Below are 24,637 nucleotides of genomic sequence, written 5' to 3'. Positions count from 1 at the left end.
GAGAGAATCCACCCATGAAACTGTTTCCGCTGCACATCGTCCCGAACGACACCAAGATCGACTTCATGCGCCACCGCCACCCGGTGCTGGCGCTGATGCTGGTCTTGCTGGTCGCTTCGATCGCCATCATCGGCCTGAAGGGCTTCAACTACGCGCTGGAGTTCACCGGCGGCACCATGGTGCGCACCCACTTCGCGCACCCGGTGGACGTGGAGCAGGTGCGCGCGCGCCTGTCCGCGGCCGGCCTGCACAACGCGCAGGTGCAGACCGTGGGCGGCGGCAGCGACGTGATGGTGCGCCTGCAGCCGGACGCCGAGCACAACAACGCCGCGGACGCCGCGCAGAAGATCGCCGACCAGGTGCTGGCCGCGGTCAACACGCCGGAGAATCCCGCCACCGTGCAGCCCGGCGAGTTCGTCGGCCCGCAGGTCGGCCGCGACCTGGCCATGAACGGCGTTTACGCGACCCTCTTCATGCTCGTCGGGTTCCTGGTCTACATCGCCGCGCGCTTCGAGTTCAAGTTCGCGATGGTGGCCAGCATCACCGCGTTCTTCGACCTGATCCTCACCATCGCCTACATGTCGCTGCTGGGGCGCGAGTTCGACCTGACCGTGCTGGCCGGCCTGCTGTCGGTGATGGGCTTCGCGATCAACGACATCATCGTGGTGTTCGACCGCGTGCGTGAGAACTTCCGCAGCCTGCGGGTGGAGCCGCTGGAAGTGCTGAATCGCTCGATCAACCAGACCCTGTCGCGCACCGTCATCACCGCGGTGATGTTCTTCCTGTCGGCGCTGGCGCTGTACCTGTACGGCGGCACCTCGATGCAGGGGCTGGCCGAGACCCACATGATCGGCGCGGTGATCGTGGTGGTCTCCTCGGTGATCGTGGCGGTGCCGATGCTCACCATCGGTCCGTTCAAGGTCTCCAAGCAGGACCTGATGCCGAAGGCCAAGGACCACGCCGAGCTGGCGCGCCGGCCCTGACCGCGGCAGCCTGCCGCAGGCACGCAACGCAAAAGGCCGCGCACTGCGCGGCCTTTTGCATGCACGCCCCGGCGATGGGGCCGCTGGCCGGATGGCGCGGCGGTCAGCCGACCGCGGCGGCGTAGCCGGACTGCACGATCACCTTCTGCAGCTCGGCGCTGAGCTTCTGGTTGCCGGCCAGCAGCGCGCGGCCATGGATGCCGCGGGTGTCCAGCGGCCCGGTGGCGCCGCCGCGGAAGTCGCAGACGCGGCCGCCGGCCTCGCGCACCAGCAGCACGCCGGCGGCGATGTCCCAGGGCTTCACCCCGGATTCGAAATAGCCGTCGAAGCGGCCGCAGGCGACGTAGGCCAGGTCGAGCGCGGCCGAGCCGGTGCGGCGGATGTCCTCGATGCTGCGCAGCAGCTCGCGCACGCATTCCAGCTGCGCCGGCGCGCGTTCGCGCTCACGCGGCGGAAAGCCGGTGGCCAGCAGCGCGCCGGACAGGTCCTTGCGCTCGGAGACGCGGATGCGGCGGTCGTTGAGCACCGCGCCGCTGCCGCGGCTGGCGGTGAACAGCTCGTTGCGCAGCGGGTCGAACACCACCGCGTGCTGCGGCTCGCCGTGCTCGACCAGCGCGATCGAGACGCACCAGTGCGGCAGCCCGTGCAGGTAGTTGCTGGTGCCGTCCAGCGGGTCGATGACGAACAGCGCGCCGCCGCGGCCGCCGTGGCTGCCGCCTTCCTCGCCCAGGAACGCCGCGTCCGGGTAGGCACGGCGCAATTCCTTGATTGCGGCCTGCTCGGCCTGCTCGTCCACTTCGCTGGCGTAGTCCAGGCGGTCCTTCTCGACCACGTTGATCGCATCGAGCCGGTTCATGTTGCGCAGGAGCACACCGCCGGCCGCGCGGGCCGCCTTGACCATGACGTTGACGACGGGTTTTTGCATGGCGAAGTCGCCTCGACGGGAGTGAGGGAAGGGGACGGCGGCGGAAAAGAACAGTCCCGGCGCAGGGCCGGGGCCGCGCAGTTTACCATTCACGCATGAATGCACCATCCAATCCGAACGAGGCGGCCGCGCCGGGCACCGCCGCCGACCGCCTGCGCATCGTGCTGGTCGGCACCCAGCATCCCGGCAACATCGGCTCCGCCGCGCGCGCGATGAAGACCATGGGGCTGTCGCAGCTGGTGCTGGTGGCGCCGGAAAAGGCGCCCGACCGCGACACCCAGGCCATGGCGGCCGGCGCCGATGATCTGGTCGAGGCCGCGCCGGTATTCGCCAGCCTGGCCGAGGCGGTGGCCGATTGCCGCTGGGTGCTGGGCGCCACCGCGCGCAGCCGCCGCGTGCAGCTGGAGCCGCTGCACCCGCGCGAGGCCGCGGCCCGCGCCGTGGCCGCCACCGCCAGCGGGCCGGTGGCGCTGGTGTTCGGGCGCGAGCGCACCGGGCTGGACAACGAGGAGCTGCAGCTCTGCCACGCCGCCATCCACATCCCCTCGGACCCGGCGTTCCCCTCGCTCAACCTGGCCGCCGCGGTGCAGGTGCTGAGCTACGAGCTGCGCTGCGCCCTACTGGGCGAGGCCGGGCCGGCGCCGGCCGCGGCGCGCACCCCGCCGCCGGCGGAGGGCGCCGCCTCGCATGCGGAACTGGAGGGGTTCTTCGCCCAGCTGGCCGAAACCCTGGACCAGATCGACTTCCACAAGGGCCGCGCCCCGGAGTCGGCGATGCGCAAGCTGCGTCGGCTGTACCTGCGCGCCAACCTCGACAGCGCCGACGTGCGCCTGCTGCGCGGGGTGCTGGCCGATGCCCAGCGCATGGCGCGCCTGGCTGGGCAGGCTGGGCAGGCCGCGGGCGGCGGAAAAATCGGGTAGCCTGACCACCATCCGCACGCCAGGGGGACAGCCGCACGCCATGCGCCGATTCGCGTTCGCGTTGCTGTGCCTGTGCTGCCTGCTGCCCGCCGGCCTGCCCTCGGCGGCGGCGCCGGTGGTCGCCCCGGAAAGCGACGACGGCGTGCTGGTGCTGGGCCGGGTCAGCGACGATCCCAAGTCCCACTACGACCAGCTCAAGCCGCTGCTGGACTACGTGATCCCGCGCATGGCCTCGGTCGGGATCCGCAGCGGCCGCATCCTGATGGCGCGCGACCTGCAGCAGATGTCCAGCTACCTGCGGCGCGGTCGGGTGGACTGGATCAACGAGACCGCCGGCAACGCCGCCCTGCTGGAACAGCGCGGGGTAGCGCATGCCTTCCTGATCACCGAGCGCGACGGCGCGCAGCGCTACCACAGCGTGTTCTTCGTGCGCCGCGACAGCTCGATCCAATCGCTGCGCGACCTGGTGGGGCACAGCATCGCCTTCCAGAGCCCGTATTCCACCAGCGCCTACTACCTGCCGGCGGCGACCTTGCTGGAGCAGGGGCAGTCGCTGGAGCTGCTGCTGTCGCCGATGGACAAGCCGGCGCCGGACCGGGTGGGCTACGTGTTCGCGCGCACCGAGCTGAACGTCACCACCTGGGTGCACAAGCGCCTGGTGGACGTGGGCGTGCTGAGCAACCTCGACTGGCTGAACCCGGCGCGGATGCCGCCCGCGTTCGCCCAGGACTTCCGCGTGATCGGGCGCACCGAGGACGTGCCGCGCGCGCTGATGCTGGCCCGCACCGGGCTCGACCCGAAAGTGGAGGCGCGCCTGAACGAGGTGCTGCAGGAGGCCGCGCAGGATCCGGAGGCGGGCGAGGCCCTGCGCCGTTTCCTCGGCACCGCGCGGCTGCTGCCGATCGGCACCGAGGACCGGCGCTCGCTGGAATGGCTGGGGCGCGGGGTGCAGCGCGTGCGCGCGGAGGTCGAGTGAAGCGCGCCGGCCTGAGCCTGCAATCGCGGTTCCAGATCGCCATCCTGTCGGGGCTGGCCCTGGTGCTGCTGCTGATGGCGCTGCTGTGGTTCCGCGAGCAGCGCAGCCAGGAAGAGGCCATCGAGATCGCGCGCCAGAGCACGCACACCCTGCTGGCCGAGCAGATGCGGCTCAGCGGCGAGGCGCAGGCGCGGCAGCTGGCGGATGCACTGGCCAACCCGCTGTACTACTTCGACCTCGATGCGGTCGGCATCCTCGCGCGCAACGCCCTGCGCGCGCCGGAAGTGGACTACGTGCTGGTGTACGACCCCCAGGGGCGCATCCTGCACGATGGCTCCGGCGACATCGCCGCCTACGGGCGGCCGATGGACGACCCGCTGGCGGCCGAGGTGGTGGCGGCCAAGGGCCCGCACACCCACCTGTCCGACGAGCTGCTGGACGTGTCGCAGCCGATCACGATCGGCGACGAGCGCCTGGGCGGGGTGCGCATCGGCTACTCGATGGCGGCGGTGGCGCGCGCCGAATCGGGCGCGCTGTCGTCGCTGCGCGAGCAGTTCAACGCGGTCAACCAGCGCAGCATGAGCTGGCTGCTGCTGATGTTCGCCGGGTTGACCCTGTTGGCCTTGCTGGGCGCGGCCGTGGTGCAGCGCCTGCTGGTGCGCCCGATCCGCCTGCTGGGCGAGGCCGCGCGCCAGATCGAGGCCGGCGACTTCAGCACCCCGGTGCCGGAGAGCGCGCGCAGCGATGAGCTGGGCGATCTGATCCGCGCGTTCGGGCGCATGCGCGACAGCGTGGCCCGGCACGACCGCGACATCCGCCGGGTCGCCTACAGCGACGCCCTCACCGGGCTGTCCAACCGGCTGGCGTTCCGCGAGACCCTGGAGCAGCGCCTGCGCGAGACCCAGGGCACCAGCTCGCAGCTGGCGCTGCTGTTCGCCGACCTCGACGACTTCAAGCGCGTCAACGACACCCTCGGCCACGAGGCCGGCGACGAGGTGCTGCTGCAGGTGGCGGCGCGGATCGAGCAGGCGGTGGCCTCGGTGGACGGCACCGAGTCGGTGGTCGCGCGCTTCGGTGGCGACGAATTCGTGATCCTGCTGCAGCTGGGCGAGGCCGATCCCGACTCCGGCATCCGCGGCAAGGCGATCCGCCTGGCCGAGGCGCTGGTGACGGCGCTCAGCGAGCCGATGCTGCTGCACGGCCGGCAGGTGCTGCTGGGCGGTTCGGTCGGGGTGGCGATCTTCCCGGACGATGCCAGCACCGCCTCGCTGCTGATGAAGAATGGCGATATCGCGATGTACCAGGCCAAGGTGGCGGGCAAGAACTGCTACCGCTTCTACAGCCGCGCGATGGACCAGGCGGTGGAGCGCAGGGTGCGGATGGAGCAGGAGCTGCGCGGTGCGTGGACGCGCGGCGAGCTCAGCATGGCCTACCAGCCGATCTACCGCACCCAGGACCGCGTGCTGGTGGGCGCGGAGGCGCTGCTGCGCTGGAACCACCCGGAATACGGCGCGGTGGCGCCGTCGGTGTTCGTGGACGTGGCCGAGCAGAGCGGCCTGATCGAGGCGATCGGGCTGATGGCGCTGCAGGCCGCCTGCACCGAGGCGGCCACCTGGCCGGTGCCGGCGGACGCGGGCGAGGCGCCGTTCGTCTCGGTGAACGTCTCCGCGCGCCAGTTGCGCAGCGGCGAGCTGCTGCAGCAGGTGGCCGACGCGCTGGACAGCAGCGGGCTGGCGCCGGAACGGCTGCACCTGGAGCTGACCGAGACCGCGGTGATCAGCGACGAGGCCTATGCCACCGAGCTGCTGGGCAAGCTGCGCCAGCTCGGGGTGCGGGTGTGGCTGGACGATTTCGGCACCGGCTATTCCAGCCTGAGCCACCTGCGTCGGGTGCAGGTGGACGGGCTGAAGATCGACCGCAGCTTCATCACCGACCTGCTGCGCGACCCCGACGACCTGGCGCTGACCAGCGCGATCATCGCGATGGCGCATTCGATGGGCGTGGTGGTGGTGGCCGAAGGGGTGGAACGGCAGGGCCAGTACCAACTGCTGCGCGAGCGCGACTGCGACCTGGTGCAGGGCTACTGGCTGGGGCACCCGCTGGAGCCGCAGGCCTTCCTCGACCTGCTGCGCTGATCCCGCGCGGGCGCAGGCACGGCCTTCGGGCGCGGTCCCGGCTTCGCCTCAGCCTTCGCCGGCGGTGGGCGGCTCGAGCTTCTGCAGCAGCAGCTTGTCGATGCGCGGGCCGTCCAGGTCCACCACCTCGATCCGCCACGCGCCCTGCTGGAAATGCTCGCCCACGTGCGGGATGCGCCCGAAGCGGGCGATCACCAGCCCGGCCAGGGTGCGGTATTCCAGTTCGTCGGCATCGGCCAGCCGCTCGCCGGTGAGCTCGCGCAGCTCCTCCACGTGCAGGCCGCCGTCCACCAGCAGCGAGCCGTCCTCGCGCGCCACCACCAGCGCCTCGCCGGGGCTGGCCTCGGCGCCCGACTGCAGGCGCCCGATCACCGCGTCCACGATGTCGCTGACCGTCACCAGCCCCTGGATGTCGCCGTATTCGTCCACCACCAGCGCCAGCGACTGCTGCTCCTCGCGCAGGATCTCCAGCAGCTTCATGGCCTGGGTCGATTCCGACACGAACAGGGCCGGGCGCAGGGCGCGGAACAGGTCGGGGCACGGCTGCCCGAGCGCATCCAGCAGGCTCTTGACCTCGAGGATGCCGGCCACGTCGCTGTCGTTGCCGCGGTACACCGGGTAGCGCGAGTACTCGTGCTCCCGCATCGTCGCCAGGTTCTCGGCCAGCGAGGCGGAGGCGTCCAGCCAGGCGATCTTGGTGCGCGGGGTCATCAGGCTGTCGGCGGTGCGGTCGCCCAGGCGCATCACGCGGTTGAGCATGTTGCGCTCGTCGATGTCGATCACGCCCTGCTCGTGGCCCTCGCTCACCAGCAGCTGGATCTCCTCCTCGGTGACCCGCGAGCCGTCGCCGCCGCCCACCCGCAGCAGGCGCAGCAGGCCGCGCACGGTGGCGCTGAGCAGCCACACCGCCGGGCTGGCGAGGCGCGAGAGCGCGTGCATCGGCACCGCCACCGCCGCCGCCACCCGCTCCGGCGCCAGCAGCGCCAGCCGCTTGGGAAGCAGTTCACCGAGCACGATGCTCAGGTAGGTGATCAGGCTGACCGCCAGCACCGTGCCCAGCGGCGCGGCCGAGGCGCCGAGCGCCGGCAGCTTGAGCGCCAGCCAGTGGCCGATCAGCTGGCCCAGCGCCTCGCCGCCGAGCATGCCGGTGAGGATGGTGATCAGGGTCAGGCCCACCTGCACGGTGGACAGGAACTGCTCCGGGCGCTCGGCCAGGTCCAGCGCGCGCTGTGCGCGCCGGCTGGCCAGCGCCTGCTGCTTCAGCCGCGCCTTGCGCGAGGTCACCACCGCCATCTCTGACAGCGCGAAGAAGCCGTTCAGCAGGATCAGGGCGAGGACGATCAGCAGCAGTTCCAGCACGGGTGGCCACCGGGTGCGGAGGAGGGAAGGGGGACGGAATGGCCCGGCATGCGGCGCGCGGCCGCAGCGTCAGGGGCGGGGGGCGGGTGTTGCGGCGATGGGCAGGAAGGCGTGTCCATGGGTCGCGCCGCGGCGCGCCGGCATCATAGCAGGCGCGTCCGGGCCGCCGGCTCAGGGCCGGTGCCGGCGCAGGTCGCGCAGCAGCGCGCGCAGCGCCGCGGGCGTGGCGGGTGCGCCATAGCGGGCATCCGAGAAGCGCCGCGCCAGGCTCGCCAGCGGAGCGCCGGCGCGGGGCACGTCCGCACCGACCCGCGCGGCCCAGGCCTGCGCCGGCTCGTGCGGCGCGCGCCCCAGCCCGCGCCGGCGGTAGCGTGCCTCCAGCGCGTGCCAGGCGCGCAGCAGCGGGTCGCGCGTGCGCTCGCCGCGCGCGATCCGCCACGCCATCCAACCCAGCGCCAGCAGCGCGGCCATCGCGAACAGCGCCGCCAGCCCGGACGCCCCCAGCCGCGCCAGGCCCAGCGGCTTCAGCAGGGCCTGCTGGCGCTGCGCGTTGAAGCCCAGCACGAAGTCGTTCCAGCCGCGGCGCAGCCAGTCGGCGGCGTCGAACATCGGCACCAGGCCGTCGAAGCCGGCGATGCGGCCGGGACGGCGGTCGGCGAGGGTGTCGTACACCCGTTCCGGCGCCACCGCCGCAGTGGGGTCCACCCGCACCCAGCCGCGTGCCGGCAACCAGATTTCCGCCCAAGCGTGGGCATCGGACTTGCGCACCAGCCAGTAGTTGCCGACCGGGTTGCGGTAAGCCCCGGCATAGCCGGTCACCACCCGCGCCGGCACCCCGGCGGCGCGCATCAGCACCACGAAGGCCGAGCTGAAGTGCTCGCAATAGCCTGCGCGGCGGTCGAACAGGAAATCGTCCACCTCGTTGCGCCCGGCCGGCGGCACGTTCAGGGTGTAGGCGAAATCGCGCCGGATCATCGCCAGCGCGCGTTCGGCGATGGCGGCATCGGTGCGGCCCTGGGCGTCGTATCCGGCCTCGCGCCGCCACTGCCGCCCCAGCGCCAGGGTGCGCGGGTTGTAGCCGGCGGGCAGCGCCAGCGCGCGCGCGCGCAACGCCGGGGGCAGGTTCGGCTCGAACGCCGCGGCCGCGGCCGAGCGCATCCGCCAGCGCGAAACGTTGTACTGCGGCGCCTGCGCCTGCGGGCTGAGGTCGTGGTCGAGGCGCGCGTCCTCCGGCAATTGCAGCGGAAGATCCAGTGCGACCAACTGCCGGTCCTCGGTGGGTTCGAGATCCAGCTGGTAGTCCCAGGATGGCCCGCTCGCCTGCACCGGCGCTGGTGGCAGCGCCAGCAGGTCACGCGCCTGGCGCCAGGTACGGCCATCGAAATCCCACAGCACCGGGCCGCGCCAGTACAGCGGCGGCGGTGGCGCCGGCCCGATGAATTGCACGCGCGCGGCTGGACTGTCGTCCAGCAGCATTTCGAACATCTGGCCCGGGGTCATCGTGTCCGACAGCCCCGGCACGGCGACATTGCGCTGCGGCAGCCCCCACAGCGGAGTGGGCAGGCGCGGGAACAGCCAGAACGCCGCCAGCGCCAGCGGCAGCCCCAGTGCGACCAGCCGCAGCACCCCGGACAGCGCCTGCCGCGGCGCGCGCGGCGGCAGCCCGCCCTCGTCGGCGGCCAACTGCTGCAACGCCAGCAGCGCCAGCAGCACCCCGGCCAGCGCCAGCAGCAGGCTCAGCGGACCCTGGTCCAGCAGGAAGGTGGCGAACGGCGCGAACAGGGCGAACCCGAGCAGGCTGCGGCCGTCGCGCAGGCTGAAGGTTTCCGCCGGCTTCAGTGCCAGCATCCCCGCCAGCAGCGCACAGGCGGTATCGCGTCCGATCCCCGGCATCACCGCGGCCACCGCCAGCAGCGCGGTGCCGCCCAGCAGCCAGCGCAGCACCGCCGGCAGCGGCTGCCGCCAGGACGCCGCGACCACCGCCACGCTGCCGATGCCGAACCCCAGCGCGAGCGCCAGCGGCAGCTGCAGCAGCAGCGGCAGCAGGCAGGCCAGCGCCGCCACCCGCACCTGCAGCAGGCTGGCCGGTGGCATCGGCGGCGAGCGCACGGGCTCAGGCATGCGCCGGCTCCCGTGGTAACAGCGCCAGCGCGCGCTGGCAGCGGTGGCGGTGGGCATCGCCATGGCTGGCGGCGATCGCCGGTTGCCCCGGCAGCGCCAGCGCGTAGCGGCGGCCCTCGCGTTCGGCCTCGTCCACCCAGCGCGCCAGCCGGCTGATACGCTGCTCGTAGGGCAGCCCGGCGGTCTGCTGCCAGTCCAGGTGCAACTCGCCGGCCTGTTGCTGCTCGTCCTCGCGCACCAGCAGGCTGGCATGCCGCGCGGAGGCCTTCCACGCCACCGCCCGCAGCGCGTCGCCGGCGCGGTAGTCGCGCAGGTGGTGCGGGTCCTCGCCGCTGCGGCTGGGCCGGGCGCGGCCCTGGACACCGGCCGCCGCCGGCAGCGGCGGGGCCTGCGGCTCCGGTGCGGCATACACCAGCAGCGACTGTGCCGGCCACACATAGGCCCAGGCGCGGGCCAGGCCCAGCGGCTGCACGCTGGACAGGGTCAGTCGCGGCAGCGGCCACGGCCCGCGCCGGGGTGCGGGCAGGCGCAGTTCGGCGGTGGCGCCGCGCGCATCCAGCCGCCCCAGCGCCAGCGCGCGGCCGTCGCAGGCGATGCGCAGGCCGCGGCGCACGCGCGCGTCGGTGGTGGACAGCGCGATGCGCAGGCAGAGTTCGCTTCCGGCCGGTACCGGCTCGGCCGCGACCGCGTCGATCCGCAGGCCCGACAGCTGCAGGTGCGCCATGATCAGGCTGGTATGCGCGGCACCGGCCAGCAGCAGCGCCAGCAGCAGGCCGGGATTGTTGTTGAAGTTGAGCGCGCCCAGCAGCATCGCCGCCAGCAGCGCGGCGAAGAACAGCCCGCTGGCGGTGGGCAGCACGTAGATGCGGCGCCGGTCCAGCCGCACCGGCAGCGGCTCCGGCGCGCGCGGACGGGTCCAGCCGCGGATGCGCTGGCGCAGCGCCGCCAGCATGTTCAGTCCACCGCGACCGCGTGCAGGATGGCCTTGGCGAGCTGGGCGGCGGACGCGTCGGCCTCCGCCACCAGCCGGTGTTCGGCCACCGCCGGGAACAGCGCCTGCACGTCCTCGGGCACCACGTGCGCGCGCCCCAGCAGCAGCGCATGCGCGCGCGCCGCCCGCAGCAGGGCCAGCCCGGCGCGCGGCGACAGCCCCACCCGCACGCCAGGCTGCTTGCGGCTGCGCGCCAGCAGCGCCTGCACGTAGTCCAGCAGGGCATCGCCGGCATGCACCTCCAGCACCGCGCGGCGCAGCGCGAGGATGCGCGGCGCATCCAGCAGTGGGCGCGCTTCGGCGATCAGGTCGCGGCGGTCGGCCCCGGCCAGCAGGGCGCGTTCGGTGGCATCGTCCGGATAGCCCAGCGCCAGCCGCAGCAGGAAGCGGTCGAGCTGCGAATCCGGCAGCGGGTAGGTGCCGGACAGGTCCACCGGGTTCTGGGTGGCGATCACCAGGAACGGGTCCGGCAGGCGCCGGGTCTGGCCGTCCAGGCTCACCTGGTGCTCGGCCATCGCCTCCAGCAGGGCGCTCTGGGTGCGCGGCGGGGCGCGGTTGATCTCGTCCGCCAGCAGCACGTGGGTGAACACCGGGCCGGGATGGAACTCGAAGCGGCGCGCCTGCGCCTCGTACACCGACACGCCGAGGATGTCGGACGGCAGCAGGTCGGAGGTGAACTGCACGCGCGCGAAGTCCAGCCCGAGGGTGGCGGCCAGCGCGTGCGCCAGGGTGGTCTTGCCCAGGCCGGGCAGGTCCTCGATCAGCAGGTGCCCGTCCGCCAGCAGGGCCACGAAGGCCAGCCGCACCTGATGCGGCTTGCCCAGCACCAGGGTGTTGACCTGCGCCTGCGCCTCGCGCAGGGCCTGCTGCAGGGCATCGGGTAGCATCTGCGCCGGAGCCGGGATCGCGGACATGTCGAGGGCATGGGTCTCGGGGGAAGGGCCAGTGTAGCGAGGACGCCCGGGCATGCACGTTGCGGCGAACGCGGCGGGAATCGCACCCATGGATACGACGGCAGGCGCGGCAGCGGATGCGCTGGGGCGCGCGCACCCGGCGCGGCGCGGGTTCATCGTGGCCTGGCTGCTGCTGTGCGCGCTCAAGCTGATGCTGGCGGCGTGGTTGCCGCTGTTCGTGGACGAGGCCTTCTACTGGCAGGAAGGCCAGCATCTGGCCTGGGCCTATTCCGACCTGCCCGCGCTGACCGCGTGGCTGGCGCGGCTGGGGGTGGCACTGTTCGGGCCGACCCCGCTGGGGCTGCGGCTGCCATTCCTGCTGATCGGCGCGCTGCTGCCGTGGCTGCTGGTGCGGATGGCCACGCGCGAGTTCGGCCCCGCCACCGGCTGGCGCGCGGGCCTGCTGTTCCTGCTGCTGCCGCTCGCCGGCAGCCTCGGCCTGCTGGCGCTACCCGACGTGCCGCTGCTGCTGGCCAGCCTGCTGTGCCTGGATGCCGGCCTGCGCGCGCTGCGCCGGGTGGAGGCGGCGGTGGGGGCGCAACTGGCGCTGGGGCTGGCGATCGGCGGGCTGACCCACTATCGCTTCGCCGCGGTGCTGCTGGCCGGCGGCCTGGCCCTGCTGCTGCTACGCGAGGGCCGGCGCGCGCTGCGGTCGCCGTGGCTGTGGGTGGCGCTGGCGATCGGCGCGCTGGCGTGGCTGCCGCTGCTGCTGTGGAACGCGCAGCATGCCGAAGCCGGGCTGCGCTTCCAGCTCATCGAGCGCAACCCGTGGACGTTCGACTGGCGGGGCCTGCGCCTGGGCGCGCTGCAGTCGCTACTGGCCACCCCGCTATTGCTGCTGGCGTTGCTGCTGGCGGCCTGGCGCGGGCTGCGCGATCCGCGCCCGGCCGTGCGCTGCCTGGCGCTGTGCGGGATGCTGCTGGCGGGCGGCTTCTTCCTGCTGGGGTTCTTCGCCGACCGCGAGCGGGTGAGCTTCCATTGGCCGCTGCCCGGGCACGTGGCGCTGCTGCCGCTGGTGCCGGCGGTGCTAGCCGGCTGGACGCGCCCCTGGCGGCGCGCGACCTGGGCCGTGCTCGGCCTCGGCCAGGCGCTGGCGCTGGGCTATTGCCTGATGGCCGCGCTGCCGCAGGGGCGCGCCTGGGCCGCGGCGCACGGGCTGTATCCGGCCAATTTCTCGGACTGGCAAACGCTGGCGCAGCAAGTGCAGCGCCGTCTGCAAACCGCACCGCCAGGCACCCGCCTGCTGGCCGCCGACTTCAAGCTGGGTGCCGAGCTGGGCTTTGCGCTCGGGGATCCGGACATCCCGGTGCTCGATCATCCGCTCAACCGCAAGCACGGGCGCCAGGCGCAGCTGGCGCTGTGGGGGGTGCTGCTGGAATCGCCGCATGCGCTGCCGCGGCCATGGTTGCTGGTGGCCAGCCCCGCGCATGCCGGCTTTGCGGGAGAGGGCGAATATCGCGACTGGCTGTGCGCCCAGCTGGGCGGCCTGCCGGCGGCGCAGGTGCTGTCGGTCGATGGCGGCGGCAAGCGCTTCTGGCTGCTGCTGGCGCCTGCCGATGGCACGCCCTTGCCGGCCTGCGCGGCGGCGGTTATGGCAGCGCAAAGCCCGCCTGCCGCAGCAGACGGGCGCTCGCGATCAGCGGCAGCCCGATGAGCGCGGTCGGGTCGTGGTTGTCGATCGCCTCGAACAGTACGATCCCCAATCCTTCCGACTTGAAGCTGCCGGCGCAGTCGTAGGGCTGCTCGGCGTCCACGTAGCGCGCGATCTCGGCATCCTCCAGCGCGCGCAGCCGGACCTCGGTGAGGTCCACGTCGTGCAGGCTGCGGCCGTCGGGGTGCGCCAGGCACAGCGCGGTATGGAAGCGCACGCGGCGGCCGGCCATGGCGCGCAGCTGCTCCAGCGCGGCGTCGCGGCCGCCGGGCTTGCCCAGCGCCTGGCCGCCGAGGTCGGCCACCTGGTCGGACCCCAGTACCCATGCGTCCTCGCCGCCCAGCAGCTGCGCCACCGCCTGCGCCTTGGCCAGCGCCAGCCGCTGCGCCAGCGCGCGCGGGGCCTCGCCGGGCAGGGCGGTTTCGTCCACCTCCGGGCGCGCGGTGTCGAACGGCAGCCGCAGCCGCTGCAGCAGCTCGCGCCGGTAGCGCGAGGTGGAGGCCAGCACCAGCCGGCTCATGGCGATGCCTCCGCGCGGGCGCGATCCACCCGCCGCAGCTGCACGTCGATGCGGTCACGCGCCGTTTCCAGCGACTCGCGGATCTGCTGCAGCGATTCCAGGCTGGCCGACTGCGCATGCTGCTGCAGCCACAGGCGCTGGCGCAGCAGTTCCTGCATCGCGCCCAGCACCGGGTTGTCGGCGTCGGCGGCGACCGTCTCCAGCTCGCTGCGCGCTGCGCGCAGGCGGTCCTCCAGCGCATCGGCGGCATCCAGCACGCGGCCGATGGCGAGCTGGCGGTGGCGGCTGCGGCGATGCACGCGCAGCGCCAGCCATAGGCTGGTCGCGGCGAAGGCGGCGAACACGAGGAGCACGATCAGTCCGGGCGACATCGGCGCAGTCTGCGCGAGGACGCCGGAGGGCGCAAACCCGGCGCCGCGCGGCAGGCTGCGGCTATCGTGTTGATTTGACAGAAAAGCCGCGAATCCGTAGGATGCCGCGCCTTATGTTCGAGCCATCCGCCAGCCGCATTCCCGAGGTTCTGGATGCCTGGCGCATGGTGGCGGCCCGGCGCGAGTTCGAAGGCCGGGTGCCGCTGGCGGCGATGTCGCGCCTGCGCGGCAGCCTGTTCGACGAGGGTGGCGAGGCCCGCTTCGTGCTGGCGTTCGGCACCGACGCGATGCAGCTGCCGTATGCCGAGCTGCGGATCGAGGCCGACCTGCCGCTGGAATGCCAGCGCAGCCTGCAGCGCTTCCTGCTGCCGGTGCGCCTGCAGCAGCGGCTGGGCCTGATCCGCGACGAGGCCGACGAGGCGGCCCTGCCGGCCGGCTACGAGGCGCTGCTGGTGGCGCCGGATGGCCTGCTGCGGCCGGCCGACCTGGTCGAGGACGAGTTGATTCTGGCGTTGCCGGTGGTGCCGGTGTCGCCCGATGCCGAGGCGGTGGAGCGCGATTTCGCGCCGACCGCCGAAGAGGTGGCCCAGGCCAGTCCGTTCGCGGCGCTGTCGGGGTGGAAGAAGGAATAGTGCGATAATCCGCAGTTCACCGCCGATCGTCGCATCCAGCATCACGTATCGTTTTTTGGAGTTGTCCCATGGCCGTTCAGAAGTCCCGCGTTTCCCCGTCCCGCCGCGGCATGCGCCGCGCGCACGACGCCCTGTCCGCCAAGCAGCTGGCCACCGATCCGACCAGCGGCGAGACCCACCTGCGCCACCACGTCACCGCCGACGGCTACTACCGCGGCAAGCAGGTCGTGGCGCCGAAGACCAAGGTCGTCGACGAAGAGTGATCGCCGGCCGCAAGGCCGCTGTCGCTGACGCCGCCCGGCCGCACCCGATGGTGCGGCCGTCGGCGTTTTTTGCCGTCGCGTTTTGCGCGCGCCGCCCGCATCCGGCGATCGGCTACTCTTGTCTGATCGCCAGGGAGAACCCCACCGCATGAGCCAGACCGAACACCGCATCTTCGCCCGCATCGCCGGCACCGGCAGCTACCTGCCGGAGAAAGTGCTGACCAACGACGACCTGGCGAAGATGGTGGACACCAGCGACGAGTGGATCGCCGCGCGCACCGGCATCCGCGAGCGCCATGTTGCCGCGGAAGGCGAGACCACCTCCGACCTCGGCCACCAGGCCGCGCTGCGCGCGCTGGAGGCCGCCGGTATCGGCGCCGACGAGATCGACCTGATCGTGGTCGGCACCACCACGCCCGACCTGATCTTCCCGTCCACCGCCTGCCTGATCCAGCACAAGCTGGGCATCGCCGGCTGCCCGGCGTTCGACGTCAACGCGGCGTGCTCGGGCTTCATCTACGCGCTGACCATCGCCGACAAGTTCATCCGTTCGGGCGCGGCGAAGACGGCGCTGGTGATCGGCGCCGAGACCCTCACCCGCATGCTGGACTGGAGCGACCGCGGCACCTGCGTGCTGTTCGGCGACGGTGCCGGCGCGGTGGTGCTGAAGGCCGATGCCGAGACCGGCGTCCTCAGCACCCACATGCACGCCGACGGCAGCAAGAAGGAGCTGCTGTGGAATCCGGTGGGCGTGTCCGCCGGGTTCAAGCCGGGAGAGCACAACGCCGGGGTGCGGGTGATGATGACCGGCAACGAGGTGTTCAAGCACGCGGTGAAGGCGCTGGATGCGGTGGTCGAGGAGGCGCTGGAGTCCAACGGGCTGGAGCGCACCGCGATCGACTGGCTGGTGCCGCACCAGGCCAACCTGCGCATCATCGAGGCGACCGCCAAGCGGCTGGAGATGCCGATGGACCGCGTGGTGGTCACCGTGGATCGCCACGGCAACACCTCCTCGGGATCGGTGCCGCTGGCGCTGGACGAGGCGGTGCGCTCGGGCCGCGTGCAGCGCGGCCAGCTGCTGCTGCTGGAGGCCTTCGGTGGCGGCTTCACCTGGGGCTCGGCGCTGCTGCGCTACTGAGGCCGCGATCCGACGGGCGGGTGATGGCGCGCCCGCACATGCGCTGCGCCTGATTCCGTGGAGTCGCCTGGCGGACCTGCATACGCCCCGGTACAGACGGGCCGGAGCGATTGCCCGTATCATGCCCGGCCCGCCGCCGGCGCCGTTGCGCGCTCGGCCTGAATCCACCGCGTGAACGAGTCGCCCATGTCCACATCGTCGCTTGCTCTGGTATTCCCCGGCCAAGGCTCGCAATCCATCGGCATGCTGGCCGAGCTGTCGGAACTCCACCCTTCGGTGAAGGCCACGTTCGAGGAGGCCTCCGAGGGCGCCGGCGTGGACCTGTGGGCGCTCTCGCAGGGCGGCCCGGAGGAAATGCTCAACCGCACCGAATTCACCCAGCCGGCGCTGCTGGCCGCGGGGGTGGCGGTGTGGCGCCTGTGGCAGGCGCAAGGCGGCGCGCAGCCGGCCGTGCTGGCCGGGCATAGCCTGGGCGAATACACCGCGCTGGTCGCCGCCGGTGCGCTGTCGCTGCGCGACGGTGCGCACCTGGTGCGCATCCGCGGCCAGCTGATGCAGGACGCCGCACCCGCCGGCACCGGCGCGATGGCGGCCGTGCTCGGCGCCGAGGACGCGCTGGTCGAGGCCGTGTGCGCGGAGGCCTCCGGTGCGCAGGTGGTGGTGCCGGCCAACTACAACTCGCCGGGCCAGATCGTGATCGGCGGCGACGCCGCGGCGGTGGACCGCGCGCTGGCGCTGCTGCAGGAAAAGGGCGTGCGCAAGGCGGTCAAGCTGGCCGTGAGCGTGCCGTCGCACACCCCGCTGATGCGCGAGGCCGCGAACCGGCTGGCCGAAACCATGGCCGGGCTGGACTGGCGGACGCCGGCGCTGCCGGTGGTGCAGAACGTGGACGCGCGCGCGCACGACAGCATCGAGGCCATTCGCGACGCGCTGGTGCGCCAGCTCTACCTGCCGGTGCAGTGGACCGGCTGCGTGCAGGCGCTGGCCGCGCGCGGCGTCACCCGGATCGGCGAATGCGGCCCGGGCAAGGTGCTGGCCGGCCTGGTCAAGCGCATCGACAAGTCGCTCGACGCCCGCGCGTTGGGCACCCCGGCGGAATTCGCCGGCGCCATCGAGGAGTGGAACGCATGAGTGGGTTGCCGTTGAAGGGTGAAGTCGCGCTGGTGACCGGCGCATCGCGCGGCATCGGCGCCGCGATCGCCGACGAGCTGGCGGCGCGGGGCGCGACCGTGATCGGCACCGCCACCTCGGACGCCGGCGCGCAGGCGATCGGCGAGCGACTGGCCGCCGCCGGTGGCCACGGCCGCCGCCTCAACGTCAACGAAGCCGGCGCGATCGAGGCGCTGGTGGATGCGGTGTCGTCGGAGTTCGGCGGCATCTCGATCCTGGTCAACAACGCCGGCATCACCCGCGACAACCTGCTGATGCGGATGAAGGACGAGGACTGGCAGGCCATCCTCGACACCAACCTCACCAGCGTCTACCGCGCCTCGAAGGCGGTGATGCGCGGGATGATGAAGGCGCGCAAGGGCCGCATCGTCAACATCGCGTCGGTGATCGGCGTCACCGGTAACGCCGGGCAGGCCAACTACGCGGCGGCCAAGGCCGGCATCATCGCCTTCAGCAAGTCGCTGGCGAAGGAAATCGGCTCGCGCGGGATCACCGTGAATGTCGTGGCGCCGGGCTTCATCGCCACCGACATGACCGCCGACCTGCCGGAGGCGGCGAAGGAGGCGATGCTGGCGCAGATCGCGCTTGGACGCCTCGGCGAGCCGGCCGACATCGCGCGCGCGGTGGCCTTCCTCGCCGGGCCCGATGCCAGCTACATCACCGGCGAGACCCTGCACGTCAACGGCGGCATGTACATGCCGTGAGCGCCGCCCCGGCGGCATTCCACGCATCCCCCGCGGGCGCCCAGGCACGGCCATGCAGCGCCCGGATTTTCCCTTAAACTAGGCCATTACGGCCCGAACAGCCCCATGAGGAGCAACGCAACATGAGCACCATCGAAGAGCGCGTCAAGAAGATCGTCGTCGAACAACTGGGCGTCAAGGAAGAGGACGTCACCAACAGCGCGTCGTTCGTGGACGACCTGGGCGCGGATTCGCTGGACACCGTGGAGCTGGTGATGGCGCTCGAGGAAGAGTTCGAGTGCGAGATCCCGGACGAGGATGCCGAGAAGATCGGCACCGTGCAGGCGGCGATCGACTACATCAAGGCCCACGTCAAGGCGTGATGGTCTTCCTTGGGCGGACGCCCGGCCGCGTGCCGGCGCCCACCCGGCACACCCGTGGACGCGCCGCCTGCCGGCGCGTGGCCGCGGGACCCACGGGGCCGCGCATGCGGCCCCCTGTGTTTGCATCGAACGTGACCAATGCGTGGAGGACAGGATGATGGGCAAGCGCCGCGTGGTAGTGACAGGCATGGGCATCGTCTCGCCGCTGGGCCATGACCTGGCCAGCAACTGGGACGGGATCACCCACGGCCGCTCCGGGATCGGCCCGGTGGAGGGCTTCGACGCCAGCACCTATCCCACCCGCATCGCCGGCGAGATCCGCGGCTTCGACGTCACCCGCTGGGTGAACCCGAAGGACGCGAAGAAGATGGACCACTTCATCCACTACGGCATCGCCGCCGCGCTGATGGCGAAGGACGACGCCGGGCTGGAGGTCACCGAGGCCAACGCCGAGCGCATCGGCGCGCTGATCGGCGCCGGCATCGGCGGCATCTGGGGGATCGAGGAAACCGCGGTCAAGCTGCACGAGGGCGGGGTGCGCAAGATCAGCCCGTTCTACATCCCCAGCACCATCATCAACATGCTCCCGGGCCAGCTGTCGCTGATGACCGGCATCAAGGGGCCGACCTTCTCGGCCGTGTCCGCCTGCGCCACCTCCAACCACAGCATCGGCATGGCGATGCGCATGATCCAGTACGGCGACGCCGACGTGATGTTCGCCGGCGGCGCCGAGCGCGGCAGCTCGCCGACCTCGATGGGCGGCTTCTGCGCGATGAAGGCGATGAGCACCCGCAACGACGATCCCACGCGCGCTTCGCGGCCGTGGGATGCCGGCCGCGACGGCTTCGTGCTGGGCGACGGCGCCGGCATCCTGGTGCTGGAGGAGTACGAGCACGCCAAGGCCCGCGGCGCCCGCATCTACTGCGAGCTGGCCGGCTTCGGCGCGTCCTCCGACGCCTTCCACATGACCGCGCCCAGCGAGAACGGCGAAGGCCCGGCGCGCTGCATGGCGATGGCGTTCCGCGATGCCGGGGTGAACCCGGAGGACGTGGGCTACCTCAACGCGCACGGCACCAGCACCCCGCTGGGCGACGTGGCCGAGACGCTGGCGATCAAGCGCGCGCTCGGCGACCACGCCTACAAGACGCTGGTCAGCTCCACCAAGTCGATGACCGGCCACCTGCTGGGCGCGGCCGGCGGCGTGGAGGCGATCTACACGATCAAGGCGCTGGAAACCGGGGTGATCCCGCCGACCATCAACCTGGAGAACCCGGGCGAGGGCTGCGACCTGGACTACGTGCCCAACGTCGCCCGCGAGGCGAAGATCGACGTGGCCGTGTCGAACGGCTTCGGCTTCGGCGGCACCAACGGCACGCTGGTGTTCAAGCGGATCTGATGATCACCCCTTCTCTTGCACCGCAAGGGAAGGCCGGGGAGGGGGTGTTCCGCCGATGATCCTGCGCGACCTTCCCGCAGCCACCGACCTGCTCGCCCTGCACCGGCTCGATCCGGCGCGCTATCCGGTGCTGCTGGAATCCAGCAGCGGCGGCCCGCTGGGCCGGCATGACCTGCTGCTGGCGCACGCCGGCGAAGGCTTTGCCCTGCACCGCGATGGCTGCGTGCGCACGCTCGCCGGTGCACCGCTCGCCGGTCGCTTCCTCGACGTACTGGATGCCCACTGGCGGGATGCGCGCGCAGCGGTGGGTGACGGGCCATCGGGCGAAACGCTGCCGTTCCGTGGCGGCTGGGCGCTGCTGCTGGGCTACGAGCTGGCCGCGCAGGTGGAGCCGGTGCTGCGGCTGCCGGCGGCGGAGGGTGGCCTGCCGGTCGCGATCGCGCTGCGTTGTCCGGCGGCGCTGCTGCGTGATCGCGCCAGCGGTGATTGCATCGCGGTGGCGGAGGCGGGTGCCGAAGCGTGGCTGCAGCGCATCACCGATGATGCGGGGCGCGCCGGCGCGCTGCCGCCGCTGCCGGCATGGACGCCGCCCATCGCCATCGACGAGGACCCGCCGCAGCGTTACCTCGACGGCGTGGCGCGGGTGCTGGAGTACCTGGCCGCCGGCGACGTGTTCCAGGCCAACCTGTCGCGCGGATGGCGGGCAAGGTTCGCGCGCGCGCTGGACCCGGCCGCGCTGTTCGCCCGCCTGCGCACCCACAACCCGGCGCCGTTCGCCGGCATCTTCCGCAGTGCATGGGGCAGCGTGGTCAGCGCCTCGCCGGAGCGGCTGCTGTCGCTGCGCGCCGGCATCGCGCAGACCCGCCCGATCGCCGGCACCCGCGCGCGCTTTGCGGGCGATGACGACGCGGCGCGCATCCGCGAGCTGGTCGGGCACCCGAAGGAGCGCGCCGAGCACGTGATGCTGCTGGACCTCGAGCGCAACGACCTCGGTCGCGTGTGCGCCCCCGGCAGCGTGCGGGTGGACGAGCTGATGACGGTGGAAAGCTACGCCCACGTGCACCACATCGTCAGCAACGTGCGCGGCGCGCTGCGCGCCGGCGTGACCCCGGGGCAGGCGATCGCCGCGGTGTTCCCCGGCGGCACGATCACCGGCTGCCCGAAGGTGCGCTGCATGCAGATCATCGCCGAGCTGGAGGGCACCGGCCGCGGCGCCTACACCGGCGCGCTAGGCTGGCTGGGCCATGACGGTGAGCTGGACCTCAATATCCTGATCCGCAGCGCGGAGGTCGAGGGCGAAGTGCTGCGCTTCCGCACCGGTGCCGGCATCGTGATCGACTCCGATCCGCAGCGCGAGCTGGAGGAAACCCGGGCGAAGGCGCGCGGCATGCTGCGTGCGCTGGGGGTGGAGTGATGCACGGAGCCGCGATTCGCAGCGCCGTGGCGCGCGTGGAAAGCCGGAAGCGGATGCCCCGGCATTCGACGCACAAAGCGAGTATCGGGGAGCGACTGCGTTGAATGCCGGGGCATCCGCGTTGTTCCGGGGCCTTGCGCGCGTGGACACGGTCCCATTTGCCAATCGCGGGCTGCACTACGGCGACGGCCTGTTCGAAACCCTGCGCGTGCACCGAGGCGAGGTGCCGCTGTGGCTGCGGCATCTGGCGCGCCTGCGGGATGGCTCGGCCCGGCTCGACATCCCGCTGCCGGATCTGCATTTCGTCCAAGCGCGTATCGCCGAGCTGATCGCCGGCATCGACGCCGGCGTGCTCAAGCTGCTGCTGACCCGCGGCGAGGGCGGGCGCGGCTATGCACCGCCGGTCGATGCGCCGCCGACCTGGATGCTGGCGCTGCATCCGCTGCCGGCCACACCCGCGGCGCTGCGCCTGCATCCCTGCACGATCCGTCTGGCGATCCAGCCGGCGCTGGCCGGGATCAAGCACTGCAACCGGCTGGAGCAGGTGCTGGCGCGCGCCGAGGTGGAGCGCGCCGGCTGCGACGAAGGCCTGCTGTGCGACACCGACGGGCGCCCGGTGTGCGCCACTGCGGCCAATCTGCTGGTGTTCGACGGACAAGGTTGGCGGACGCCCGCAGTCGATCGCTGTGGCGTGGCCGGTGTGCTGCGCGGCTGGCTGCTGGAACAGGGGCTGCTGGAGGAGGCGGCGCTGTCGATGGAGGACGTGGCGTCCGCCGAGGCGCTGGCCCTGTGCAACGCCGTGCGCGGTATCCTGCCGGTCGCGATGTTGGGTGCACGCCGATGGCGCGCGCATCCGGCCACCACCGAACTGCAGGCACGATTGGCGATGGCGTATCCAATGTTTTCCGTTCCCGGGCAGGCCCGCCCATGAGCCTCCGCCGCGGCCTGCTGCTGCTCGTGCTGCTGGCGCTGGCACTGCTGGGCTGGCAGTGCCAGCGCTACCAGCGCTTCGCCGATACGCCGTTGGCCGGTGTGGGGCCTGATGCCAGCGTGGTGGTCGCGCGCGGCGATGCGCTGCCGGCGATCCTGCGCCACCTGCGCGCGCAAGGGGTCGCCACCGGCACCCCGCTGTACTGGCAGCTGCTGGCGCGCCAGACCGGTGCCGCCGGCCATATCCAGGCCGGCGAGTACGCGCTGCCGGCCGGCATCACCCCGCGCGCGCTGCTGGTGGCGATGCGCGATGGCAAAGTGCTGCGGCGCCGCTTCACCATCGTCGAGGGCTGGACGTTCCGGCAACTGCGTGCGGCGCTGGATGCAGTGCCAATGCTGGTTCATCGCACGACGGGCATGGACGATGCCGCGCTGATGGCCGCGCTCGGGCATCCGGGCCAGCATCCGGAAGGGCGCTTCCTGCCCGAGACCTATGCCTGGGTGCGCGGCGATTCCGACCTCGACCTGCTGCGGCGCGCGCATGCGGCGATGGACAAGGCGCTGGCCACGGCCTGGCAGGCGCGCGCGTCCGGCCTGCCGCTGCGCAGCGCGGACGAGGCGCTGGTGCTGGCCTCGATCGTGGAGAAGGAAACCGGCGTAGCCGACGAGCGTGCGCGCATCGCCGGGGTGTTCGTGCGCCGGCTGCAGGCCGGGATGCGCCTGCAGACCGACCCCACCGTGATCTATGGCATGGGCGAGCGCTACGCCGGCAACATCCGCCGCGCCGACCTGACCACCGACACGCCCTACAACACCTACACCCGCGACGGCCTGCCGCCGACCCCGATCGCAATGCCCGGCAAGGCCGCGCTGGAAGCGGCCACGCGCCCGGCGACCGGGGATGCGCTGTACTTCGTGGCGGTTGGCGACGGCAGCGGCCGCCACGTGTTCAGCCGCAGCCTGGACGAACACAATGCCGCGGTATCGGCCTATCTGCAGCGCCTGCGTGCGCAGCGCCAGGCCACGGCGCAGGAGGCGGTGCGGCGGTGAGCATGGGATTGCGACGCGAACCGCGCCTGCTGACCATCGAGGGCGGCGAGGGCGCCGGCAAGAGCACGGTGCTGCGCGCCCTGCGCGAGGCGCTGCTGGCCGATGGCTTTGAAGTGGTCAGCACCCGCGAGCCGGGCGGCACGCCGCTGGCCGAACGCATCCGCGAGCTGCTGCTCGCGCACGGCGACGAGCCGGTGCACGCGCACACCGAACTGCTGCTGATGTTCGCCGCGCGCGCGCAGCACGTGCAGGAGGTGGTGCTGCCGGCGCTGGCGCGCGGCGCCTGGGTGATCAGCGACCGCTTCACCGATTCCAGCTACGCCTACCAGGGCGCGGCGCGCGGCATGGACGTGGACTTCATCGCCGAGCTGGAACGGCGCGCGGTCGGGATCGAGCCCGGCCTGACCCTGCTGCTGGACCTCGGCGTGGCGCATGCGCGCGAGCGCACCCGTGGGCGTGACCTGCTGGGCGGTGCGTCACCGGACCGGATCGAGCGTGAGCGCGACGATTTCTTCGAGCGCGTGCGCGCCGGATTCCTGCAGCGCGCGGCGCAGCAGCCCGGACGCATCCGGGTGATCGATGCCAGCCCCGACCCGGCCAGGGTCGCGGCGTCCGCGCTGGCCGCGCTGGCCGGCTATCGCGCGGAGGGCGCATGAACCTGCCGGCGCTGGCCCCATGGCAACAGCGTGCCTACGCGCAGGCGGCCGAGGCCCTGGCCGCCGGCCATTTCGGGCACGCCACCCTCATCACCGGCCCGGCCATGATCGGCAAGCGCCTGCTGGCCGAGCATCTGGCGCAGCGCGTGCTGTGCCTGACGCCGTGCGCGGACGGCGCGCCCTGCGGCACGTGCAAGGCCTGCAGCCTGTTCGCCGCGCGCGCGCAGATGGAAGCGGCGGAACTGCGGCCGGACGGCAGCCTGGCGCACCCCTGGGGCCACAGCGCGCATCCGGACCTGCTGCTGCTGGGCTACGAGAACCATCCCAAGACCGGCAAGCCGCGGGCCGAGATCGTGATCGACCAGATCCGTGCACTGACCGCGGCGATGGGCCTGACCGCGCAGCTGGGCGGTGCGCAGGTGGTGATCGTCGATCCCGCCGATGCGGTGAACTGGAGCGCCTGGAACGCGATCCTGAAGACCCTGGAAGAGCCGCAGCCGGGCCGCTACCTGTGGCTGCTGGCCTCCAGCCCCGCGCAACTGCCGGCCACCATCCGCAGCCGCTGCCAGCGGTTGGAGCTGCGCCTGCCGCCGCGCGCCGAGGCGCTGGCCTGGCTGCGCGCGCGCGGGCATTCCGCGGCGCTGGCCGAGGAAGCGCTGGACGCCGCACGCGGGCATCCGGGGCTGGCCGATGCCTGGGCCGCCGGCGACGGGCTGGCGCTGCGCCGCGAGGTGGTGGAGGCGGTCGCCGCGCTGCGCCGTGGGCGCGCGGTGCCCTCCGACATCGCCCAGCGCTGGGTGGCCGACGGGCGCGCGGAGGAGCGCCTGCGGCACCTGGCCGAGTACGCCCTGCGCGCGGCGACGGAGCAGCCGCAGGCGCCCGCGGTGCGCGGGCTGTCGCTCTGCTTCGAGGCTGCCAACCGCGCGCGCGGCCTGCTGCGCACCACCGTGCGCGCCGACCTGGCGGTGCTGGAGGCGCTGCTGCCGTGGCTGCCGGCGCGTGCCGCCGGCGGCTGAT

The 24,637-nt window shown here is 72.5% G+C and carries 23 protein-coding genes and 2 pseudogenes; 18 read left to right on the top strand and 7 right to left on the bottom strand.

Annotation, left to right across the window (positions count from 1 at the left end; translation table 11 throughout):
- Window positions 1–14 precede the first annotated feature (14 nt).
- A complete protein-coding gene (secF, locus tag EDC34_RS11105) occupies window positions 15–983 on the top strand; it encodes a protein translocase subunit SecF (RefSeq protein ID WP_114960835.1) in 969 nt (322 codons plus the stop codon).
- Between the two features lie 103 nt (window positions 984–1,086).
- Here secF and EDC34_RS11100 read toward each other — a convergent pair whose 3' ends face one another.
- Window positions 1,087–1,908, bottom strand: coding sequence for an inositol monophosphatase family protein (locus EDC34_RS11100; protein WP_114960836.1), 822 nt, complete (start codon window positions 1,906–1,908; stop codon window positions 1,087–1,089).
- Window positions 1,909–2,003: 95 nt separating this feature from the next.
- Here EDC34_RS11100 and EDC34_RS11095 point away from each other — a divergent pair, with 95 nt between their 5' ends.
- The 4 genes and pseudogenes from EDC34_RS11095 to EDC34_RS12535 all read left to right on the top strand — a co-directional run.
- Complete coding sequence (locus EDC34_RS11095) at window positions 2,004–2,828, top strand: RNA methyltransferase (RefSeq protein WP_114960837.1); 825 nt, start codon at window positions 2,004–2,006, stop codon at window positions 2,826–2,828.
- Between the two features lie 40 nt (window positions 2,829–2,868).
- A complete protein-coding gene (locus EDC34_RS11090; RefSeq protein WP_114960838.1) occupies window positions 2,869–3,804 on the top strand; it encodes a phosphate/phosphite/phosphonate ABC transporter substrate-binding protein in 936 nt (311 codons plus the stop codon).
- Window positions 3,759–5,126: pseudogene (locus EDC34_RS12540) on the top strand (diguanylate cyclase domain-containing protein); the annotation flags it as partial. The gene EDC34_RS11090 and the pseudogene EDC34_RS12540, both read left to right, overlap by 46 nt.
- A 69-nt stretch (window positions 5,127–5,195) precedes the next feature.
- Window positions 5,196–5,939: pseudogene (locus EDC34_RS12535) on the top strand (EAL domain-containing protein); the annotation flags it as partial.
- 48 nt (window positions 5,940–5,987) lie between these two features.
- Here the strand turns inward: EDC34_RS12535 and EDC34_RS11080 are convergent.
- From EDC34_RS11080 to EDC34_RS11065, 4 genes are all read right to left on the bottom strand, one after another.
- Entirely contained in the window at window positions 5,988–7,295 is a 1,308-nt protein-coding gene (locus EDC34_RS11080) for a hemolysin family protein (protein ID WP_114960888.1), read from the bottom strand.
- A 174-nt stretch (window positions 7,296–7,469) separates the two neighbouring features.
- Window positions 7,470–9,419, bottom strand: a complete 1,950-nt coding sequence (locus EDC34_RS11075) for a transglutaminase TgpA family protein (protein WP_114960889.1) — start codon at window positions 9,417–9,419, stop codon at window positions 7,470–7,472.
- Window positions 9,412–10,371, bottom strand: a complete 960-nt coding sequence (locus EDC34_RS11070) for a DUF58 domain-containing protein (RefSeq protein ID WP_114960840.1) — start codon at window positions 10,369–10,371, stop codon at window positions 9,412–9,414. The genes EDC34_RS11075 and EDC34_RS11070 overlap by 8 nt, the downstream gene beginning before the upstream one ends.
- A gap of 2 nt (window positions 10,372–10,373) precedes the next feature.
- Window positions 10,374–11,324, bottom strand: coding sequence for an AAA family ATPase (locus EDC34_RS11065; RefSeq protein ID WP_114960841.1), 951 nt, complete (start codon window positions 11,322–11,324; stop codon window positions 10,374–10,376).
- A 190-nt stretch (window positions 11,325–11,514) separates the two neighbouring features.
- On the opposite strand from EDC34_RS11065, the gene EDC34_RS11060 reads away from it, so the two are divergent.
- On the top strand, window positions 11,515–13,017 hold the full coding sequence (locus tag EDC34_RS11060; protein WP_425598119.1) for a glycosyltransferase family 39 protein: 1,503 nt from the start codon (window positions 11,515–11,517) through the stop codon (window positions 13,015–13,017).
- Here EDC34_RS11060 and EDC34_RS11055 read toward each other — a convergent pair.
- Together EDC34_RS11055 and EDC34_RS11050 are read right to left on the bottom strand one after the other, a co-directional pair.
- Window positions 12,953–13,534 carry a Maf family protein gene (locus EDC34_RS11055; protein ID WP_114960843.1) on the bottom strand — a complete coding sequence of 194 codons (582 nt, stop codon included), beginning with the start codon at window positions 13,532–13,534 and terminating at the stop codon, window positions 12,953–12,955. The genes EDC34_RS11060 and EDC34_RS11055 overlap by 65 nt on opposite strands.
- Window positions 13,531–13,905 (bottom strand): hypothetical protein, encoded by a 375-nt coding sequence (locus tag EDC34_RS11050; RefSeq protein ID WP_114960844.1) that lies wholly within the window; start codon window positions 13,903–13,905, stop codon window positions 13,531–13,533. Before EDC34_RS11050 ends, EDC34_RS11055 begins: the two co-directional genes overlap by 4 nt.
- Window positions 13,906–14,018: 113 nt before the next feature.
- On the opposite strand from EDC34_RS11050, the gene EDC34_RS11045 reads away from it, so the two are divergent.
- The 12 genes from EDC34_RS11045 to EDC34_RS10990 all read left to right on the top strand — a co-directional run bounded on the left by EDC34_RS11045 (window position 14,019) and on the right by EDC34_RS10990 (window position 24,636).
- Window positions 14,019–14,537, top strand: a complete 519-nt coding sequence (locus EDC34_RS11045; protein WP_114960845.1) for a YceD family protein — start codon at window positions 14,019–14,021, stop codon at window positions 14,535–14,537.
- A gap of 68 nt (window positions 14,538–14,605) precedes the next feature.
- A complete protein-coding gene (gene rpmF / locus EDC34_RS11040; protein WP_114960846.1) occupies window positions 14,606–14,800 on the top strand; it encodes a 50S ribosomal protein L32 in 195 nt (64 codons plus the stop codon).
- Window positions 14,801–14,948: 148 nt separating this feature from the next.
- Window positions 14,949–15,938 carry a beta-ketoacyl-ACP synthase III gene (locus EDC34_RS11035; RefSeq protein WP_114960847.1) on the top strand — a complete coding sequence of 330 codons (990 nt, stop codon included), beginning with the start codon at window positions 14,949–14,951 and terminating at the stop codon, window positions 15,936–15,938.
- A 186-nt stretch (window positions 15,939–16,124) separates the two neighbouring features.
- On the top strand, window positions 16,125–17,069 hold the full coding sequence (gene fabD / locus EDC34_RS11030) for an ACP S-malonyltransferase (protein ID WP_114960848.1): 945 nt from the start codon (window positions 16,125–16,127) through the stop codon (window positions 17,067–17,069).
- The gene (gene fabG, locus EDC34_RS11025) at window positions 17,066–17,812 is read left to right on the top strand and encodes a 3-oxoacyl-ACP reductase FabG (protein ID WP_114960849.1); all 747 of its coding nucleotides are present in this window, start codon (window positions 17,066–17,068) and stop codon (window positions 17,810–17,812) included. Before fabD ends, fabG begins: the two co-directional genes overlap by 4 nt.
- Window positions 17,813–17,934: 122 nt before the next feature.
- On the top strand, window positions 17,935–18,174 hold the full coding sequence (acpP, locus tag EDC34_RS11020) for an acyl carrier protein (RefSeq protein ID WP_114960850.1): 240 nt from the start codon (window positions 17,935–17,937) through the stop codon (window positions 18,172–18,174).
- Between the two features lie 157 nt (window positions 18,175–18,331).
- Window positions 18,332–19,570 carry a beta-ketoacyl-ACP synthase II gene (gene fabF, locus EDC34_RS11015; RefSeq protein ID WP_114960890.1) on the top strand — a complete coding sequence of 413 codons (1,239 nt, stop codon included), beginning with the start codon at window positions 18,332–18,334 and terminating at the stop codon, window positions 19,568–19,570.
- Window positions 19,571–19,625: 55 nt separating this feature from the next.
- A complete protein-coding gene (locus EDC34_RS11010) occupies window positions 19,626–20,984 on the top strand; it encodes an aminodeoxychorismate synthase component I (RefSeq protein WP_114960851.1) in 1,359 nt (452 codons plus the stop codon).
- Window positions 20,985–21,126: 142 nt separating this feature from the next.
- Window positions 21,127–21,915: an aminodeoxychorismate lyase gene (gene pabC / locus EDC34_RS11005; protein ID WP_240311123.1), complete on the top strand. Its 789-nt coding sequence runs from the start codon at window positions 21,127–21,129 to the stop codon at window positions 21,913–21,915.
- Entirely contained in the window at window positions 21,912–22,964 is a 1,053-nt protein-coding gene (gene mltG / locus EDC34_RS11000; RefSeq protein WP_114960853.1) for an endolytic transglycosylase MltG, read from the top strand. Before pabC ends, mltG begins: the two co-directional genes overlap by 4 nt.
- Window positions 22,961–23,620 (top strand): dTMP kinase, encoded by a 660-nt coding sequence (gene tmk / locus EDC34_RS10995; RefSeq protein WP_205388078.1) that lies wholly within the window; start codon window positions 22,961–22,963, stop codon window positions 23,618–23,620. The genes mltG and tmk overlap by 4 nt, the downstream gene beginning before the upstream one ends.
- Window positions 23,617–24,636, top strand: coding sequence for a DNA polymerase III subunit delta' (locus EDC34_RS10990; RefSeq protein WP_114960855.1), 1,020 nt, complete (start codon window positions 23,617–23,619; stop codon window positions 24,634–24,636). Before tmk ends, EDC34_RS10990 begins: the two co-directional genes overlap by 4 nt.
- Window position 24,637 lies beyond the last annotated feature (1 nt).

The sequence above is a fragment of the Thermomonas haemolytica genome (assembly GCF_004346265.1).
GTDB lineage: Bacteria > Pseudomonadota > Gammaproteobacteria > Xanthomonadales > Xanthomonadaceae > Thermomonas > Thermomonas haemolytica.
Note: the sequence above shows the minus strand (reverse complement) of the source record. Positions and strands in the feature narration are given on the sequence as shown.